The organism is Microcoleus sp. B13-B6 (assembly GCF_036705405.1).
In the GTDB taxonomy this organism is placed as follows: domain Bacteria; phylum Cyanobacteriota; class Cyanobacteriia; order Cyanobacteriales; family Microcoleaceae; genus Microcoleus.
In genome coordinates, this window is record NZ_JAUBUJ010000030.1 from 60425 (window position 1) to 79938 (window position 19514).

The window sequence follows — 19514 nt, forward strand, 5'->3', positions numbered from 1 at the left end:
TCAAAAGTAAAATGACCAAAATTCAACGTTGGTACAGAGGATTTTCATACAAAGGGAACCCAAAACAACTTATCCAGGAAGTTTCCAAACACATACAACACCAAAATATCAGTCAATATGTGCCACTTCTGCGACTGGAAAAAGGAGCTACTTCTAGAAAAAGCTTTTATTTTTTTCTAGCAATTGAAAGTAGTACCCTAGGAGAAATACCTCAAGAAATTGTAAACTCTAATTTGCTCAAATTTCCCTGTTTTAAAACTTCGGCAGTTCCCGGCAATAAGAGCTTCACCTATGAACAAATAAAATCTATGGTTGGGGCAGCCCATGAAGTTTACGATTACACGAACCCTATTCCTTATCAGCCTGTAGAGAAAGTTACCTATGATAACCCATTTGAGGCGAGCGCCTCATCGCCTATCAATCAATCGTCACCAGATATTGAGGCACTTTCCCAGCGTTACGAACACCTTCTCTACTGGCTATCTACCCTTGGTAGCGGAACGTGGGAATCCTTCAAAAAAGCCTGCGATACTCTGAGACTTGAGGAACCAAAACGCATTTTACGGAGGCTTAGGTTGCTTGGGCATATTGAGTCTTCTTCAGACGGTACACGATGGTCTATGGCTCCTACAGCCCTCGTTAAGATTAAATCAGACTCTCCAGAATTTCTTCTTTGCGGTCAACGCAGCATCAAGTTGCTGAAGGAGTTGGAAAAATATACAGATATAATTTCCAGTCATCAATCAAGAAGAGACGCACCGCCTTGCATTCGTCTCAATTTGAGTGACTTTAATATAATTACAAGCCAGTTTTCTATCCTTTACGCTGGGGAAGTATCGAGCCGACTTGCTGAAATTATACCAAATCTTGACATTTGGAAGCAGAATCTCAGAAGCTTGCAGGGAATTGTGCCGAGTATATACGAGTGGAAGCGCTTTGATGGTAATGATTTTATTAGCTGTATCTCTCCCAATCAAACAGGTATGTACCAGATGTGGAGGATAGAGGAGAGCGATCGTCCTGGCTATACACTCTTTTATGACCAAGAAAGCGCTAGTTGGCGACAGGGCGACTGGTATGGTCTACGATTTTTAGCATTGCAGCACAGTGGCTTTGAATGTATTGCACGTTACGATCGCGCTAGCTGGCGTTTAGCAATACCTGTCTCCCAGCGTTGGCCTGAAATTTACGAACGTGCGCTAGTGCTAGCATCTGGACAACTCCCAACTTATCAAAAATCCTGGTTGCTCTACGAGAACGTGCCGATGGAAGTAATTTCTCTGCTAACTGATAAACTTAATGTAAAGTGCGAAGAGGTACCTGCCAGTGCATGACTTAGTTGGCGCATATCAAAGACTTGATCGCATTTATCAGCTATATATCAAAAGTGCCTTTCCCCTGCGTTACCGCGCTTTGGCTGATGAACGCGATCGCCTCCTCCAGCAACCAGGTATCTTGAGTCAGCCTCCCTTAGTTGAGCCTGTCCCGATTTATCCATCATCGGGGATGAATTTGTCAGCCGCAGCCAATCAACTGCCCTCCGAATACCACAATTTGGCACAACTTGGGCAAATGATTTTCGATCCGGGAGTCCAGCTTTACCAACACCAATGGGAAAGCCTGCGGGAAGTGTTGGTTAACCAGCGAGATTTAGTCGTGACTACTGGTACGGGTTCCGGTAAAACCGAATGTTTCCTCTTACCGCTTTTGGCACAGTTAGCAAGGGAATCCCAAACTTGGGGGGCTAATCGCCAACCGCCATCAAATCATCGTTGGTGGGATAACAATGTAAATTCTAATGGCGACCGTATCTCTCAATGGGCGCATACACCCCGACCAAAAGCCCTCCGTGCCTTGATTCTCTATCCTCTTAACGCGCTAGTTGAAGACCAGTTGCGACGGCTGAGAAAAGCGCTAGAAGCGCCATCAGTACACCAGTGGTTAAATCAAAACAGAGGGGGAAATAGAATTACCTTTGGACGCTACACCGGACAAACACCAGTTTCAGGCATACAGAAAGACGATAGTATCAGACGACTGAAAAATGAATTAAGGGAACTAGAACAGCAGCGCCGACAGAGAGATACGGATATCCAAAACAATCCGTCTTGGCTTCAGGATATGCCCGATTTGCCTTACTACAAACCGCTACTTGATGGCGGTGAAATGTGGTCTCGGTGGGATATGCAAGATAGTCCGCCGGATATTCTAATTACTAATTACTCGATGCTCAACATTATGATGATGCGGAGTATTGAGAACAATATTTTTGATGCTACTTGTGACTGGCTTGCTGACAATCCCGACAACCAATTTTTCCTAATTATTGATGAACTTCATGCTTATCGCGGTACGCCGGGGACAGAGGTTGCTTATATTCTGCGATTGTTGTATTCGCGTTTGGGATTGACACCAGACTCGCCACAACTACGGATTTTGACGACTACAGCTAGCCTTGAGCCAAATCAACAGGGCAGAGACTTTTTGCGTGAGTTTTTTGGCCGCGATAATTTTGACTTCATCACAGGACAACAAACCCCACCAACACCAGGGGCAAGATTCAATCTTTCGGCCTATCAAAATGCTTTTGCCCAGTTTGCTCAGTCAGTACAAGCTGACCCATTGCAGGAAATGCAACCGCCAAATTCAGCATCTAATCAAGTGCGGAATGCTATGTCTAATTTGGCTATGCAGCTTGGACAACCGGCAGGATCTGGACTAAGTGCGGAACAACATCTTGGAGAAGCACTGGCTACTTTAGGCGCAGCAGATGTACTGAGAGATGCTTGTCGCGAAGTCGATCGTCTGCTTAATCCAAGTAATCCTAACCCTACAGTGAGGGCTACGAAAGTTATAGATGCAGAACACTTAAATGATCCAACAGATTTAGACCGTCAAATTTTCTCTGGTGCTGCGAGTAATGGGTTGGTATCTGATGCGATGCGGGGGCTACTTCTAGGACTGGGAATGTCTCAACGAGTGAGTACGGGGCGATCGCCTCAACCTGTACGCGGTCATCTATTCTTCCGCAACCTGCAAAACTTATGGGCTTGCTGTAATCCTAACTGTACCCATTCACCAGTCGATCGAAATATAAGGCAGAACACTCCGAATCCTCCGACTGTTGGTGCAATTCATGCCACTCATCGCCTTAGCTGCTCCTGTGGTTCTCGTGTTTTGGACTTAATTATTTGTGAAGTGTGTGGAGAGGTTTTTCTTGGAGGCTACAACAAAACTACTCAACGAATAGGAAACACAAATGTAGAAATTCTTACACCCGATCAACCCGATTTAGAGGGAATCCCTGACCGTATTACTCTCAATCAACGCTACGGAAATTATAGAGTTTTTTGGCCTTTGCCTGGAGAGACACCTGTTTGGGATACGCAGCCACAAGACCCAGAATGGACGCTTGATAAAATAAAACGCCGATGGGTTCGTGCCAAGTTAAATCGGACTACAGGCGCACTTACGCAGAATAGCACTCAACCACAAGTAGATGAAGAAATACCAGGGTGGCTCTATCAAGTGACAGGCAATCATCCAGAAGAACGAGCATTGCCAAGTAAATGTCCTCGCTGTGATGCTGACTACGGAAGACGAGACAAATTTCCTACTCCCCTGCGTTTCCACCGCACCGGATTTCAGAAAGCTTGCCAAGTGCTTGCCAGTGGACTTCTGAGAGAAATGCCAGCACCAATAAGCCCCACCAGTCGATCGTCTCGCAAGCTGGTCATATTTTCCGACAGCCGTCAAGATGCCGCCAAGCTAGCTGCAGGGATGGAGCGCGATCATTATCGCGACATGGCGCGGATGTTGCTGATTCAGTCTTTTCAAGATTATTGGAATGACTTTGTAGGCTTCCTCCGCATTACTTCTGCAAATAACCAGACAGCACTTACTAGGTTGCAGGCATTGAACCCAGATCTTTACACTGCTGTTGTTGCGAATCCGCAGCCTGATGATATGGTTCGGCGCAACCGATTTCGCAATACTAATCAGGCTTTGGTAAATGAAGCAAGAGACTGGATTGATGATTTGCCCTCAAGTAATCAGCAGGCTCGTGACGAATGGCTAGGATTACTAGAGCGCTACCCAGGGGGAATTCCTCTTCTGAATTTGCGGGATAAGATTCGAGATGGCCTTCTCAATTATGGCATTTGTCCGGGCAGACCCAGCTTTCGGACTATGACCTATACAGTCGGACAGGGAAGGGGAGTAGAAAGGTTTCCTTGGTTTGATTGCTACAACTGGAATGCTAATCCAATCGCACGAGTTATTCCCGGCACCCAGGAACAGAGAGCTCATGCTGACCTGTTGGAAGCTCTCTTAACTGAAGAGTTGATGTATGCTCTTTTCCCCCACATTGCTCGGACTATTGAAGGACTGGCACAGGGTTGGGTTAGCTATCAATATCAAGGAAACCGAACTCCGTTGATTGAAGCAACTGAAGCAGTGATTCGACAATTAGGAATTCGGAAATTACATCGCTATTTTCCCCATGTCCGTCTCGACAATAATTCAGATTTGCCTAAGTTTGCTCAACGGTACATTAGTAGAACGGGCCTTGAACTAAGCGACGTGCAGCATCAGTTACAACAAGTCATTCCAATCCAACCTTCAAATCAATCTCAAAGTCAACGATTTATACTCGATCCCGATCGCCTCTATCTCGTTTTACCACCCCCGGCAAATTCTGATGGTTCGCGTCCGGGATTCCGTTGTCCGCAATGCAATGCTTTCTTTATTCAACCTGCTGCTGGAGTTTGCCCCGAATGTAACAGCGATCGCCGTTTTGACAATCCGAATACTTCCACAATTCATCTGACACCAGGACAGACAACAAGCGACTTTGATTACTATACCTATCTTTCAGAGCAATCAGGTCAGCCGTTCCGCATGAATGCAGAGGAATTAACGGGTCAAACTGACAAAAAAGAGCGAACTAGGCGCCAGGAGTTATTTCAAGACATCCCTATCAATCAAGAAATTCTGCGGGTTCAGGGTATCGACTTATTGAGCGTCACAACGACAATGGAAGCGGGGGTAGATATTGGTGCATTGCTAGCAGTAATGATGGCAAATATGCCGCCCCGCCGATTTAATTATCAGCAACGAGTTGGTCGTGCTGGCAGACGTTCTGCGGGAGTTTCATTAGCTGTTACCTTCTGTCGAGGCCGAAGTCACGATGACTTTTACTTCCAGCGTCCTGAAAGCATCACAGGCGATCCGCCGCCACCGCCCTACGTTGAGATGAAGAGTCAAGAAATTTTCCAGCGCGTCCTCATCAAAGAAGTGTTAAGGCAAGCTTTCACAGACACAGGAATCACTGCGTCTTTAGGTGGGACTGACAACGTACACGGTGAGTTTGGTGATGTTGCTAATTGGGCTAATTATGAAGTAGCGATCGCCAATTGGTTAAACAATCCAGCCAATGAACCGAAGATTTTGTCAGTTTTGGATATTTTGCGGGTGCAAACAACATTATCGAATGCTAGTAATTCTCAAATGTTGAATTATCTCCGCCAAAACCTGATAAATGCCATTCAAAATGTTGTAAATGACCCTACATACACTCAGAATGCGCTGAGCGAACGTTTGGCAAATGCGGGGTTATTACCGATGTTTGGTTTTCCAACGCGGGTGCGTTTGCTTTACACGCGCTGGCCCTCACCGGGCGCTCAATGGCCACCAGAGACGGGAATAGTCGATCGCAACCTTGATGTGGCTATCAGCCAATTTGCACCAGGATCTGAGACTGTCAAAGATAAGGCGGTTCACACTGCTTGTGGTGTGGTTGAATTGTATCCTCAAGGCAACACAATTGCGACCGCACCAGGCTTAGTCCCAGCACTCACTCAGGGCAACGAATCTCTCGGACTTTGTAGTAACTGTCAAGCGGTAATCTACCCGTACATAACCTTAAATGAACCACTCCCTGGCGGTCAGCGATCGCCAACAACTCAATGTCCAGTTTGTGGTGTAAATGATGCGATGCGTTACATTGATGCCAGGGAACCCAAGGCATTTTTTACAGACTTGCAACCAGAGGACTTTGATGGGCAATTTGAGTGGCAACCGCGATCGACACGACCTTCTTTGAGTATCCCTCCGAATGATGGCACGCCTGCAAATAATGGCACGCCTGCATCTGTCCTTAATGCTTCTGTATCTGCATTCAATGACAATATCATTTCGGTTAATGATAATGGTGGCACTGGAGGGTTTGACTTCTACGAAAGAGTTAGGATTGATAATCGACATAAATCAGGAGCTTATGCTGTATCTAAGCAAAACAGTTCGGTTAGTACATCTGGAGCGGTTTATCGGGTAGCTCTACTATCTCGACGTAAAACAGATATCCTATTAGTAAATATTCAGGAATGGCCTAATGGCATATTTGCCAATCCAACTACAGTTGAAGGTCGTGCTGCTTGGTATTCTTTCGCGTTTTGGCTGCGGGTAGCGGCTGCTTCTCTTCTCGATGTGGATGCACTGGAGTTGCAGGCGGGTTTTCGTTCATTAGAGCAGAATGGAGCGATTATAGGTCAAGCTTTTCTTTGCGATCAATTGGAAAATGGAGCTGGATATTGCCAATTTCTCGCCCAACCGAATGAGTTTCAACGACTGATGGATCGGGCAGATCCAACAATTTCAAACAGCATTGCCTGGAAATGGACGACTCCTCACGAGCACGGAAGTGATTGTGATACTTCCTGCAATTTGTGTTTGCGGGACTATCAAAATCTGGCTTATCACGGGTTATTGGATTGGCGACTGGCTTTAGATATGGCACGATTGGTGTCTAATCCTGCGTCGGCGATCGATCTCAACTCTTCTTGGGGCAATATTCAGAATCCTTGGCTCAACTTAGTGCAAGTTCCAATTCCAGCCGCACTTCAACGCTTGGGTTATGGTGCACCAGTGCAGTTTGAGACTCTCACTGGCTACGTGCACCAGAATGCTCGACGGCGGACAATCAAAATGATTCGACATCCTTTATGGAATGATGACCATCCAGAGTGGATTGCAGCGGTGGCGAGCGCGCGATCGCAGTATCCTGGTTATCAGGTCGAGCCTGCCAACCCATTTATGGTTCTCCGGCGACCGGGAGATTGTGCGTAGATTTTTGTCTAGCAAATCATTTTTGCTTATAGCGAGTGGCGCTTGGTGTTTGACTGTTTCTAAAAAGCGGTTCCCAATTTGTACTGGGTTTATGAAAAAAAGGTAATGTATTATTGGGACAACTATAATGATGGCAGGTTAAGGCTCCCGACTCACGATAGCCTACGGATGATGTTCCAGAAGCACGCAGGCAATATTTTTCTATGAAATCATCATATTCTGATTTAGAAATTTGGTGGCTGTCGAGAATATCCGTAATTTCTTGGCTTTTATAGTCGAGCATCGATTCATAATAGATAGTCTCACTGTTCTCAGAAGCAAATTCTATACTAGCTAAGTTGAATGATGTAGCCTGAACTACATACATAAAGATAAACAATGACTGTTGATATGCAGGATATTGTTTGAGTAGCTTATTGATTTCTCTAATACATTTGGCGAGTTGATTACCAGAACCGTTAGTATAGTCCATAAACACAAAAACTGATGTTTCATAGTTTTCTGTACCTGCTTGAAAATACTTGCTCAGAGGTCTAATTTTTTTGCCATCAGGAACGCTAGTTGCCGTCAAAGCCGACCTTTCATAAATTCCCCAAAGGCCGTATTGACTTTCCACTGATGTATTCGGCGGTGAAGGTAATTCAGCATATCTAATAATTTTATTTCTCAACCATTTTTTAAATTCAGCTTCATTACCTTTCAAAGCAACTTTAGGATCGTCACGAAAAGCTTTGCAAAGATTCTCTTTTGTCAGAAGTAAGTCAAGTAACTTTTTCTGTAAATTTTGACTAGCTGATTCAATATGAGTTTTGGAGAAAAACTGAAACTTACTCAGGAGTAAATATGCTATGTTTTGGTCTAGAGTTGTTTCAAACTGATTAATCCAATCCCGAATTTTTTTCTTTGACAAAGAACCATCCCAACTATCAAACCTCTCATAGCAAGCCTCAATATCTATATCGTCAAATAATAAAGAATTTTCTACCTGGCGTTCTTCTGGTAAAATAGAAGATATAGGTCTTCTATAGGGGTTCATTATATCTGACAGTTTTCTTCGCAATAATTGAATTTCCTTCGTTATATTATCTCCCTTTAAGTTGAGGTACTGATTAAAATCTTTTTGGGTCATATATTCGACGCTTTTTCTTATTAAATTCTTTCACGGGAACGGAAGATATCTTGGAAAATTAAGCTAGTGAGGGTGTACCTATATGGTCTTTGCCCAAACACTTCTAAATACTCAGATCCTAACTTATTTTTAAGTTCTACACGTGCTCTATTCAACCTATAATCAGCTTTTTCATCGGACAGTCCATAAAAATATGAAATTGAACAAGCATCCTTCAATTTCAAAAGCTCTGGAATAGACTGCCTTCTCCCACCGCTAAAAAAGAGAATATTCAAAAAAGCCTCCGATTCTTCCGAAAACTTGAAACTGTCCCGTAACTCTGAGAAATATGATAAGGCGTAAACTCGATAAGTATTACTGAAAATTCTTCTAGCAGTTTCAATACTAACCAAAGTGTGGTGGGGTTCTGCTTCTGCCCAAAGCAATTGGCCAATAGTTTCTACATATCTTGGAACCCCTCCAGAGACTACTGTAATAAAATCAATTACTTCTTCTTCAAAAGGATAAATTTTATCAGTTGTTCTCAAAGTAACTGAACTGTTTTTTGTTTCTATATATTCTTTCACTTCGGAGAAAGGTAGAGGAGTTATAATTTTAAAGTTAAACCTAGCCTCTTGTAACTGTTTAGCTTCTGAAATAATTTGACTGTAGTATTCTTGAGTGACACTTATACACAATCCCCAACCCGGTCTGGTTGAAAATTTTTCGGACAACCCATGCAAAAAAGTCATAAAATATGAAAGTTTTAGTTCTAGGTTGGAAAAGAGGAGCTCTACTTCATCAAAAGCAATTAATATATTCTGTTTCTGCGTTCGATTCAGCATTTCCAAAAAAACTTCAAATAAATCGATAAACTCTATCTTCTCGAATAATACTTCATCTTGTTTAGTCAAACATCCTTCTCTAATCAAAACGTTATACATCTTGGTAAAAATAGCTCCCAGAAGACTCTCAAAGTGCTTATCTGGCTGGCTGGACGCTGCAATAGGCGTAACTATCTCAGAGAATTTAATGGGTATGCAAATGCCTTGTCTATCATGAAATTCTTTGGCTATAAGATTTAATAAAGTTGTCTTGCCATATCCATAATCTCCAACAAAAAATAGTTTTATTGGTCTCTTTATATTGAGTGATTGTCTAACCTCTTCCAGGAGATTGTCAATAAACTTTGTATGAACAATTGTAAATTCATAGTTCTGCTCTAATACTGACATAGCAGAGCCAGAAGCCACGTAGGGATTTAGAGCAGGCGGTACAAGGTTTCCCTTAACATCTTGATAGGACATACTTAGACAGCAATAGCAGGTTCTAGAAGTTTGATAAATCCGTAATTGACTCCTCGAATGTCAATACACTCAATTCCCATATTACGGGCAAGCTGAGACTTGGTTGTCCTTAATTCGATGCGGTGAGTCAGTTGCAACTGAATCAGATGTTTTTTAAAGTGTTCTTCCGTATAATCTGATCCTTGCGTCATAATTCTATCACGAATCTGAGCAACTGGAACTAGACCCAGACTTTTCTGGGCAATATCGCGATAATTTTTTAAAATAAAGTCTAAAAGGTTTAAGTAATTGTCAATTTGTATCTTGTGTCTATAAAACAGATCGAGATAACCCACCCCTGGATTACCAACATAGCTATAGCCACAATGTTGTATTAATAACTCTTGAAGTTTAGCAAGTTCAGGGTTTTCTGATAATTGATACTTTTCACACAGTAAAAATCTATCGTTACTGTAAGTTTTAACCATTGGGGAATATTGAGAACAAATTTGAGTTAAATTTTCATTAAAAACTTCAAGAGAAGAAGACTTTTTAGCCAGAGTCTCTAAGGGCTTGATAACTTCTATTTTAGACTGAACCGAAATTGATGCTCTGGTTTTTTCAGGCGTAGTTTCTGAATATAACTGACCATCTAATTTATAAATATCGAGAACATAAAAACCAGCTAAATAGTTTTTTATAGTTGTAGCAGACATGGGGGTTCCTACTGGCTTTCCTTTATGTGCCTTATGAGTAACTAGCTTACCTTCCAACCAAGACAATGCAGCCTTTAATATCTGACCGTTATTAGCTACAAGCCCTTCCGCCAGTACCCTCATGTCCTGTTCATAATACTCTTTTGGTAAGTAAAAAACTGGAATTATCTTGGACATAGTACCTTTAAGCGTATAAGTAAAAGGTTGAGTCTATTGCAGTAAACACTAAGGTCACAATATTTTACTGCTCTCTGCTATACGGGTTAAGACCTCCTGAAGGCAGCTTACCTTCTCAAGGTTATCACCAAATCTGGCGAATAGGCAATTGGTTAAAGCGTTATGGTCTCGCCTTGAGAGGAGAACTCATAGACCTCAGATCCTCGGTAAGCTTTGCTAACGCAACCTGGAGCGAACAGAAGTGGTAGAAACACCATCTGCCGGAAGAGGCTGATCGCGAGCAGTCTGTTAACAAATGAGCTGGAGTCCTCACTCTTTAAAGATTAATCCCGACGGCGAAGCATAATCTCTAGATGTCCCTTTTTGTACAAAGTCTTTAAGAGTTCCCATACCTCCTGATTATGTGGCAAATTTTGACGAAGTTGGCTAATGGCGATCGCACTGTTGTCAGAGCTAATGGCATTTAAAAGCTGTCTTTCTTCCTCCAGAAGGCTTTCATCTCTTTTAAAATGAATTTCTTTCAATTTATTCTGAAGAACCTGACCGCGTTCAAAAATAGATTTGAGTTCGTTTATCTGTTCTTCAAGGTTGGCTAAGCTGTCGATCGCAGATGGCAACTGTTCTCTTTGTAATGATAGCTGTGTTTTTAAATCAGTGAGTTGACTCAAAAACTCTGTCATATCGTGGTCGCGTTCTTGGGAAATAAAGGAAAAATCACGCTCCAATTGCTCCCATTCTGAAACCAAACCTTCGCAGAATTTTTGCAAATTTTCCCACACAACTCCTTTCATAATGTGGTAAGATCCATCCCGGTCTTCATCATCAAATTTGCATCGATTTTTCAAAGGAGATTCATTAATTGAAATTAGATCCAGTAAGACTTCGTAACGACTAAGCATTTGCTCGAAAGCCTCTCGACGCGAGCGCTGTTCACCATTAATTTCCTCTTCAAGTTCAACCAAAGGTTGTTGCAGTAAATCGTACTGTCTAAAACTCTCAAGCTGATTGTTGCTAAAATGCTTAACAACCCGGTCAACAAAGTCATCATCGTAACGCATCAAGCGAACTGGGTCTTTATTCAAATTCTCTCGTAACATCTGTGCTCGATTTAGAATAATCCGCCACTTCTCTAAACCATCTACCAACTCCTCAAGCCTTAATTTAGTGGGTTCGCAAGTTAGCCAAAACTGCTGACAATGCTTTAGCTGATGATGCAATGCAAGTATATCAGTTTCATTTACTTTAAGCGAACTAGCTAGGCTTTGGCAATCTTTATCTAGCTGATTTACTTGCCTTTCCAAAATTATCCGGTAGTCATTGAGACAAGATTCTAGGCCGCTATCACTCTCAATCATTTGACTAATTTTAGAAGCATTCAAGTCTAAGGTAAATTTTTCTAGCCTGAGTTTAATTCCACGCAGTTCTTTTTGCAGGGTTGAGCGCCTCTCAATGCAAAAATTTTCTAGAAGCTCCCGTTCGGCTTGGATATTTCTATGAACTTGGTCGAGAGCTACCTCTGACTCATGGTTAGCATCAAGAATTTTTTCCTCCTCATTTATCTTTTCATTGATTTCACGTAAAATCGTCTCATCAAAACTTTCAAGTAACGAAGAAACCCGAACGCGGAGTTCTTTTAATTGACCATTTAACTCCTCTGGCTCTAATTCCAAACTGGCTTCGCGGATAATATCCGTTGAACGCGCCCACTCTATGTAGCGTCGCCGCTGCAACCATTCAAGAGCTTCTTGGAACTCGTCTTCAAGATAGCCAAGCAGTTTAACTGCTTTCCATAACTTTGAATACTCTAATGCTTTAACATCTTGCTGTCCCCACGCCGTCTCAACTGTTTGTGTTCTGCCTTGTGATTGCAGTTTCTCTTTAATAAACGATTCCAAAGGATGTTCTGTAAATTTAATTTGGGAATTTCCTTCTTTCCGCTTGGCAATTTTTTCCCCACTCATCAAGCCATGTTGTTTGAAAACCGCTAAAACACTGGGTAGGCTAGAACTCCCCATTTCAAACAATTTTTCAAATTCTTCTTTGGAAACTTGATATAACTGACGACCTTTGCGAACAGATAAAGGTATTTTTTCCAAGAGGAACTTATATTTACGTAACGTCGGGTTCAGACTATTATAGAAAGACTTATAATCGGTAAATAAGGCTTTACATTTTTGATAGAACACTGATTCGATAAGTTTACTGTCTGAGCCATTTACCCCCTTGAGGCCCCCAATTTCCCAAGTTTGAGGCGAAATCGCCGGAAACAGCAATCGCATGGCATACTGGTGACACTCTTGGCGATGGTGTTCTAATCTAGAGCGATCGGCTTTACTGACTTCAGGATTTTTTGAGAGCCAGTCTTGAATATAATGAGACAAACTCAGCAGCGTACAAACAGAACATTGTTCGGAAGCCATGACTTTGCGGAGTAAGCCGAATGATGTGGGATATTCGCCTTCAAAACTTCGACCTAACTGAAGATGGAAGTCTACTTGATTAGTTCCGGTGATCGCAGTTAAAACTTGTGGAACGACGGTTGCTTTTCGCTCATAGTTAAAGTAAAACCGCCAATCTAAGTGAGTTTCTTCTGGGGATTGAAACCTCATTAAACCAGATTCTTTACTCCCGACACTGATAACAAGAGAACGCTTAGGAAAATCCGCATTATATTTTTCTGGAGCCCCTTCTAATAAATTAAAAACTCCGAATCTATCCTGCTTCCACTCCCCTTTATAACGCCAAGACCAATTGGCTTTCTGACCAGTTCTAGAAAGTGGGAAGAGTAAAGAAATAATTTCCGACTTGAAAATCGTTGTAGCCATCTCTTCTTTTTGAGTATCGTTCCACTCTCCAAACCATTGCTGACGAAATCGATTTAGAATTTTATCTACAACTGTGGGAATGCTTGTCTGAAGAAGGGCGACTAAAGCAAAAGTGCGCTCAGTCGGCTGTATAATGTGCAGCCCGTAAAAATTGTCATCTTCTGCTAGTTTTTTCAACTCCTTTAAGAGTTGAAATTGTTTAGCTACACTTTCAGAAAGGCCTGAGGGGAAACCAGCGAGTAGCTTGATTACCTCTCGTCCTTTGGGGTGTTTTGGAAAGGAGATCAACGGCTCCAAGGTTTTGATAGTATTGCTAATTTTGTGTTGTTCCGTGCCATATAACTGTACTTGTCCTTCTAGATAATCCTGAATCAAATCTAAAGGAGTATAGGGACGCTGATTATTTGGAGCAAAATGGATGATGCGTTTAAATACTTCAATGACGGTGCGAGGGCCATTGCTGAAGTTTTGTCGATCGCATAATTGCCCTAAACTTTCAATTGTTGCTGGATGTGCCAAGTGATTTTGCTGCGCCTTGTCTTCCAGAAAATTAGTACACAAATAATTCCACAGTTTTGCTGGGAACTCAGAGCTGTACGCACCAGCTAATCTAAGAGATACTTTCTGTTCCTTCATACGGTGAATAATATCACCAGCTTGTTCTTCAATAGCTGATTCAGTCGGAGTAGTCGGCATACTTAGAATTAATGCAACAGGCGTAGAACCCAAAGCTCGCATTCCTTTAACTAAATCGCTCAAAATCTGGATGCGAACGCTAGCACCTTCTTCTGTTCGCAAAAATTCTTGGCTTTCATCCGCAAATATTGCTAAACCTGCAAAACCTGCTTGTCGGAGGAGAAAAACTGTCTCCTGCCAAAAATTCAAAACATTATCAGTATTTGTGGTGTCAGTATTTAATTGTTGAATAATTTTTAAAGCTTTCTCTTCAGATAACTTGTACTTAAGCGCTATGTCTGCTGCTATATTTTGCTGAGACTTCAAGCCATATTTGCGATACAGTACCTCAATCTGAGGAAGAAATTCTGGTTTGAGGCGCGTTTTTATCCAGCCATAAGTGGCAACCATCAAATCTCCCAGCTCTTTAAACTTGAAAGGTGGCACCGCCATTATCTTATGATCCTGACACTGCTGCCATAAATAAATTAGTGTTGCTGTCTTACCATACCCATAGTCGGCACTAAGGTAGCCAGTAACAGGTTTACCCTTACCAATTTCCTCAATCAAATGGTCTTTTAGAGTTTTTACGGGTTCAATTGGGTTATAGGTGGTGGCATATAGATTATAAACTCTGGCTACTTCTTGAGGCTCATTTTCTATCTGGGAGGGATTGACTGTATCGACAATTGCTTGGATAGAGTCTAGTTGTTCTAATAATCTGTTCATGGATTGTAAATATAAAGTGTGTCTCGGAGAATGCTAATACTTAGCTAAAGCAATTGAGTCCACTCAGGGGATTGAGTTAGCATTACCCATTGTCCGTATCCCCCTTCATAGCCACAGTCAAAGAAGCCACCTCGATCATAATCATAGGTGCATTTAGCATTATCTATGCTACCATCTAATCCGCTCGGATCTAGCAACAACATTTGACAAATAGCCTCTTGAACTTCTTCTCGCAAGAAAATCTTGACTCCATAGGTTCGTTGTTGCTGTTTGTAGATTGTGTCTACTGCCTGAAGTAAAATAGGAGCGGCACTGAAGTAGCGACGGCTGAAGTGTTCGTATTTGCCTTCTGGTTCTATAACACTGGGTGATAACGATCGCAGCCAATTGAGGGCACCAGCCACACTCGTATCACTAAATGCTATTTCACTGGTAGGTAGTTCAAACTTCACAGCAGCCTTTTCAATTACTTCTCCAACTAGGGACTTTTTTTCGGGCGGTGATAAAACAACTTCTTTTCGCAACCAGAGTTGTTGTACAACTGTAGCATAAGTCCAAGAAAACCTTTTTTCAGCTTCTTCTTGGTGTAGATTATAAATTACTAAATGTAAAAAATCTCCTAGCAATTCGGGGTTAGACTCTTGAATTTTAGCTGCAACTTGACCAAGAGGTGTCAGTGAGGGGGGATTTTTTTTTGAAATAATTGAAAGATTTCGCAAGAAGGGAAATACCACTTTTTGGAGAACGGAAAGCCCTAAATTACAACTAGCTCCAAGTTGTTCAAAATTTGTTTCTTTATTTTTCAAAAAATCAAGAATTATAGCTACTCTTTCTAGCGTAGTATTTTGCTGAATATGTAAAGTTAATTTATTGCTCATAAAGCGCGTTCTAAAGTATCTAACCAAGCAGTTAAATTGTGCATAATCCGATATTCTCGGCTTGTTCTCAATTTATCAATACTTTGACAAAAGTAACATGAATGTTGCGTAGATTTTTTGAGTTCCTCTAGACCAGTTTTAGTAGTTTCAAAACCGCGTCTAACGGTAATTTGAATTTGAGAAGTACCCGGAAAAAAGATGCTGCCGAAGGCTCCTGCTTTTGACCAGGTTGAGCTATCTAAGCTATGGGGTACAAGGGAGTTGTTGCGGAGGCGATAAAAGCTGTTTGGACCGCCAATGCCAAAGCAGTGAACTTTCATGTTTTTTTCGCGGGCGATACTGCCAACAATCTTAAACAATGCCAAACTAGATTCAGAAATCATATTAACGCTGCCGTTGGGTCCTGACGTTCCCCAAGAGCCAAAGCCGATACGGGTAATACCCATTTTTGCATAGGTTTCAATGCAGCGATTGATTTGGTTGATAGTGCGTCCGTGTACGGGGGCGATCGCGCGTTCTTGTACATAAACAGGCATTTTACCGAAAAATTTTTCGCAATGGTAAAGCGTTTCGCGAACTTTGTACTCCACTATTTCATCTGAATCAGTTGAGATGGGTACAATATCGGGCAATACATACCCATCTGCCCAAGTATTATTGCGATAAAAATTATCTAAAAATTCCAGCAGTCGATCGTAAGTAAATTTCCCCTGTTGCACCTGATATGCACCGCAATCTAGCCAAACTTCCGAAATGTTTCCCACATCTTTTTGTTGACGAAAGTATTCTGTAGTAGAAGCTGGGCACGTTATCGGTGAGTAAAGAACGTTTTCAAAGGGATTACGCCGATCACCGCTAGAATTCCACAACTGCCGACTGCGTTCAATCTCAGGGCCGCCAGCACTTACGGCAGCCACAAACTTGGGAATTGTCAGGAGAATATTAGAGCATAATATCTTTTCCCAAACAACCAAAGAGCGGCGTTTACCAGGTTCAATTTGAACCCGATCAAATCCCATCTTGTTGTAAAACCCGTTAGCTTCTATGTCCAGGGGGCATTTTAGGCGCAGTTTTGTAATACCGCACTTCCTACTGTGTTTTTCCCATGCCCAAATAAGCTGACGACCCATGCCTAGCCTGCGGTGGTCGGGGGAAACGCAAAGATGGTAAAGAGTAGATATCTTGTCTCGACGGTGATGAAAATGGAGAAAGCCGAAGGGGTGGTAAAGAATTTCACGACTTGCGATCGCTTCTGCCAGGACTGCCCGATTCACAAAGCCTATCTCTTGCCGATGCACATCGGCAAGCACCTTAATCTGAACTAGCTCCTCGCTCGAAGCAAATACCACCTCTGACTCTAAACACCTAGTCTGCACACATACCTCACTTCTTCCAACCAACGAACGTAGACAAGTGTAGCCGATGTCCGCACCTGTTAATTTTACACTTGTTGCTTGCGGTAAAATTTATACTATTAATTGTATTGTACTTTTACGACTTTATTAAATTTTTGCATTACTAAGTTTTTGGACTAAAACATTACATCTTGATTAGTTAATTGTTTGATAGAATAACTTACTTAACCAGGAGCTATGCAAGTCTCCCAATTAATAAGGTAGACCCGATAAGAACCCCCTGATAATGTGAGAATCTATCCATAATCAGAGTCTGACACACCTTACAAGCTGATTCGCGTATGCTACTTGCATAGTCCTATCAGTAGGATGTCATGGCTACATCCTATGACCAGCAAGGGTTGGGCTGGCTCTTACTGTCACACCCGGTACTTGCACGACAATTAAGCATTTTAGAAGGATAAAGACTTCAGAATATAGCACAAGTGTTAACAGATCACAACACCAGCAGCACTTAACCGGATTTTTAAGAAAGCCCCAACACAAAACTGGATGGATAATTTATGGAAGAGAGCGCGAGCTACTAGAATGGCGAACTTATCCTGCAACACTTAGAACTTTTAGGCGCTTACCCGCTGTTTACTAATTGATGTCCCCAATGCGGAATAACTTATTCCAAGTACGAAACCCCCTCAGCACTGGGCTATTCCAAATGTTGCGAGCTAGAGATTCGATGTAAAGCGATAGTTCGGAACGATAATTATCAGCAACGGGAAAACACTCGCTCGACACCCCACTTGGAAGTGCAGCCGACTAATCCCCCAGCAAACACCCAGAACGCGCATTGAGGCCACACACTTAACACCGCAAACTCATGCGGCCACGATTGTCAGAAGCGAAACATGATTGCAGCGATCGTGGTTAGTAAGAATATTTTGCCAACAGTTGCTTCACCGATCGTCCAACCCCGGTACATTCCCCGGCAACAGGCGATCGTCAATTCAAGAAACAGCACCAAGTTCAAAACGCTGATGATGGCGCTGTTGATGTTGATGTTGTGCAAAAAGGTTAGTGAATTCATAGGGTTGATTTTTTAGACTACTCGCTAATCTAGCAAGCTTAACAGAAGTTGTGTAGCCACTGCTTTTCAAGTTTCCTCACCAACGCTCGTCATCCCAAAAGTCACCAACTAAAAAACCCAGGGGTCGCTGGGACTGTGTGCGATCGTCAAGCGAGTTTCTGCTGCTGTGTACTTTGTGTGTTCTTACTTGGCGATCGCTCAAGAATGAGACAAGCGTGAAATGATGGCAGATAGGCACTAAGAAATATGGAATGCAGAGAATGACTGACTGGCCGATCGAACAAATCAATTTGCTGGAAATGGACTATGCCGACATCCTTGCCAGCAGCATCCATCCATCATTTGAACTACAACTGGTAAAATCGGGGGTTAACCCATCAGAAGCCCGCATCAAAACCAATTTCCTCACTCTGTCTGGTGCGCCAAAAACCTAAGACTCCCGAACAATGGGCTATTTTAACCGAAGCATGGGAAGTAGCTTGCGAGTATAAGCCCACCGTTGAAGATTTTCGCTTATTGGCAGAATTCCTGTGGGAGAATTAAGACAGCGTTGAAGTTGACATTGACTGCTGACAACTTTGAATTGAATTTACTTCGATAACAGAGCGATCGCCCTATTTTGAAAAGATGAGCTTTTACCGCTATGCCTAAACCAAAGAGATATCCCGACAATTGGCAAGAGATTGCGCTTTCGGTGAAAGAAAACGCGGGGTGGCGTTGTGCAAAGTGCCATCAACAATGCCTCCGACCCGGTAAACTCCGACCCGGTAAACAAAGCGGCTTAACCAAATCTGAACGATGTGCCTTAACTTTAGCGGTGCACCATCGCAATCGGATACCGGAGGACAATCGCCCAGAAAACTTAATCGCTCTGTGTACCGCGTGTCACCTGTCCTATCACAATCGCGGTCAATCAAACGTATCGCCAGGGCAATTATCCTTGTTCCCCGATGATGGCATTGACTGGGATATTATGGAGTGCTCTCTGGAATCGGCATGAAACAATGTATCCGATCCGAATCCGCTGGTGTCCGTTTACTTTGTTTAAAGGTAGCTTTACAGTTTTCCAGCGCGAGCGTGTTCGCCGTTGAAGAGGAAATTTCGTATTTTTGTTTAACAACCAGCCGGGAAGTCCCTGCGGTAATTTATTCGGGGTACTTCGCGCAGCGCTCAGATTAATCCCCTCTAAATATACCGAGGGACTTCCCGGCTGGTTGTTAAAGGTCTTCGTTACTCTTAGAAAGCTGCCAAGCATCGAGAAAATTACTGAATAAATTGCTTTATCCCTCCAAGTCAATCGCTTCATGGGCTAACTCCGCGTTTGCTACACTATGGGTGTTTTGTACCCATGCCGGGGCTGTAATATCGAGACTTCTCCGGCATAGATAATTTAGTTGCTCTCTAATTGCTGGTGGTATTTCTTACCTTCTGAGATTCTACGCTTGAGGGTGTCTAATGCCCTCACCGCTGTCCAATTACCCAGATTAGCTAATTGGATATATTGCTGTATCAATTCTTCGGTGATTTGTTGGTCTAGCCACTGCACCAATTCTGCGGTT

Annotated in this window: 11 protein-coding genes; 4 read left to right on the forward strand and 7 right to left on the reverse strand. The window is 42.6% G+C overall.

Annotated elements, in window-relative coordinates:
* Nucleotides 1-11 precede the first annotated feature (11 nt).
* Both QUB35_RS15825 and QUB35_RS15830 read left to right on the forward strand, forming a co-directional pair.
* Nucleotides 12-1334, forward strand: a complete 1323-nt coding sequence (locus tag QUB35_RS15825; protein ID WP_333142804.1) for a hypothetical protein — start codon at nucleotides 12-14, stop codon at nucleotides 1332-1334.
* Nucleotides 1327-7125, forward strand: coding sequence for a DEAD/DEAH box helicase (locus QUB35_RS15830; protein WP_333142805.1), 5799 nt, complete (start codon nucleotides 1327-1329; stop codon nucleotides 7123-7125). The genes QUB35_RS15825 and QUB35_RS15830 overlap by 8 nt, the downstream gene beginning before the upstream one ends.
* A gap of 16 nt (nucleotides 7126-7141) precedes the next feature.
* Here QUB35_RS15830 and QUB35_RS15835 read toward each other — a convergent pair whose 3' ends face one another.
* The 7 genes from QUB35_RS15835 to QUB35_RS15865 form a co-directional block, all read right to left on the reverse strand.
* Nucleotides 7142-8254, reverse strand: coding sequence for a phosphoribosyltransferase-like protein (locus tag QUB35_RS15835; protein WP_333142806.1), 1113 nt, complete (start codon nucleotides 8252-8254; stop codon nucleotides 7142-7144).
* A gap of 20 nt (nucleotides 8255-8274) precedes the next feature.
* Nucleotides 8275-9540, reverse strand: coding sequence for an ATP-binding protein (locus QUB35_RS15840; RefSeq protein WP_333142807.1), 1266 nt, complete (start codon nucleotides 9538-9540; stop codon nucleotides 8275-8277).
* A gap of 2 nt (nucleotides 9541-9542) precedes the next feature.
* Nucleotides 9543-10412, reverse strand: coding sequence for a hypothetical protein (locus QUB35_RS15845; protein WP_333142808.1), 870 nt, complete (start codon nucleotides 10410-10412; stop codon nucleotides 9543-9545).
* Between the two features lie 323 nt (nucleotides 10413-10735).
* Entirely contained in the window at nucleotides 10736-14641 is a 3906-nt protein-coding gene (locus QUB35_RS15850; protein ID WP_333142809.1) for a hypothetical protein, read from the reverse strand.
* Nucleotides 14642-14685: 44 nt separating this feature from the next.
* Nucleotides 14686-15519 (reverse strand): hypothetical protein, encoded by an 834-nt coding sequence (locus QUB35_RS15855; RefSeq protein ID WP_333142810.1) that lies wholly within the window; start codon nucleotides 15517-15519, stop codon nucleotides 14686-14688.
* Complete coding sequence (locus QUB35_RS15860; protein ID WP_333142811.1) at nucleotides 15516-16895, reverse strand: GNAT family N-acetyltransferase; 1380 nt, start codon at nucleotides 16893-16895, stop codon at nucleotides 15516-15518. The genes QUB35_RS15855 and QUB35_RS15860 overlap by 4 nt, the downstream gene beginning before the upstream one ends.
* Nucleotides 16896-17763: 868 nt before the next feature.
* Nucleotides 17764-17955, reverse strand: coding sequence for a hypothetical protein (locus tag QUB35_RS15865; protein WP_333142812.1), 192 nt, complete (start codon nucleotides 17953-17955; stop codon nucleotides 17764-17766).
* Between the two features lie 251 nt (nucleotides 17956-18206).
* On the opposite strand from QUB35_RS15865, the gene QUB35_RS15870 reads away from it, so the two are divergent.
* Both QUB35_RS15870 and QUB35_RS15875 read left to right on the forward strand, forming a co-directional pair.
* Entirely contained in the window at nucleotides 18207-18389 is a 183-nt protein-coding gene (locus QUB35_RS15870; protein WP_333142813.1) for a hypothetical protein, read from the forward strand.
* A 209-nt stretch (nucleotides 18390-18598) separates the two neighbouring features.
* A complete protein-coding gene (locus QUB35_RS15875; protein WP_015179769.1) occupies nucleotides 18599-18955 on the forward strand; it encodes an HNH endonuclease in 357 nt (118 codons plus the stop codon).
* Nucleotides 18956-19514: the final 559 nt, after the last annotated feature.

Coding starts and splice junctions, on each gene's coding strand:
- QUB35_RS15825 (WP_333142804.1), top strand. CDS start 12: ATGACCAAAATTCAACGTTGGTACAGAGGATTTTCATACAAAGGGAAC.
- QUB35_RS15835 (WP_333142806.1), bottom strand. CDS start 8,254: ATGACCCAAAAAGATTTTAATCAGTACCTCAACTTAAAGGGAGATAAT.
- QUB35_RS15840 (WP_333142807.1), bottom strand. CDS start 9,540: ATGTCCTATCAAGATGTTAAGGGAAACCTTGTACCGCCTGCTCTAAAT.
- QUB35_RS15845 (WP_333142808.1), bottom strand. CDS start 10,412: ATGTCCAAGATAATTCCAGTTTTTTACTTACCAAAAGAGTATTATGAA.
- QUB35_RS15850 (WP_333142809.1), bottom strand. CDS start 14,641: ATGAACAGATTATTAGAACAACTAGACTCTATCCAAGCAATTGTCGAT.
- QUB35_RS15855 (WP_333142810.1), bottom strand. CDS start 15,519: ATGAGCAATAAATTAACTTTACATATTCAGCAAAATACTACGCTAGAA.
- QUB35_RS15865 (WP_333142812.1), bottom strand. CDS start 17,955: ATGAATTCACTAACCTTTTTGCACAACATCAACATCAACAGCGCCATC.
- QUB35_RS15870 (WP_333142813.1), top strand. CDS start 18,207: ATGCAGAGAATGACTGACTGGCCGATCGAACAAATCAATTTGCTGGAA.
- QUB35_RS15875 (WP_015179769.1), top strand. CDS start 18,599: ATGCCTAAACCAAAGAGATATCCCGACAATTGGCAAGAGATTGCGCTT.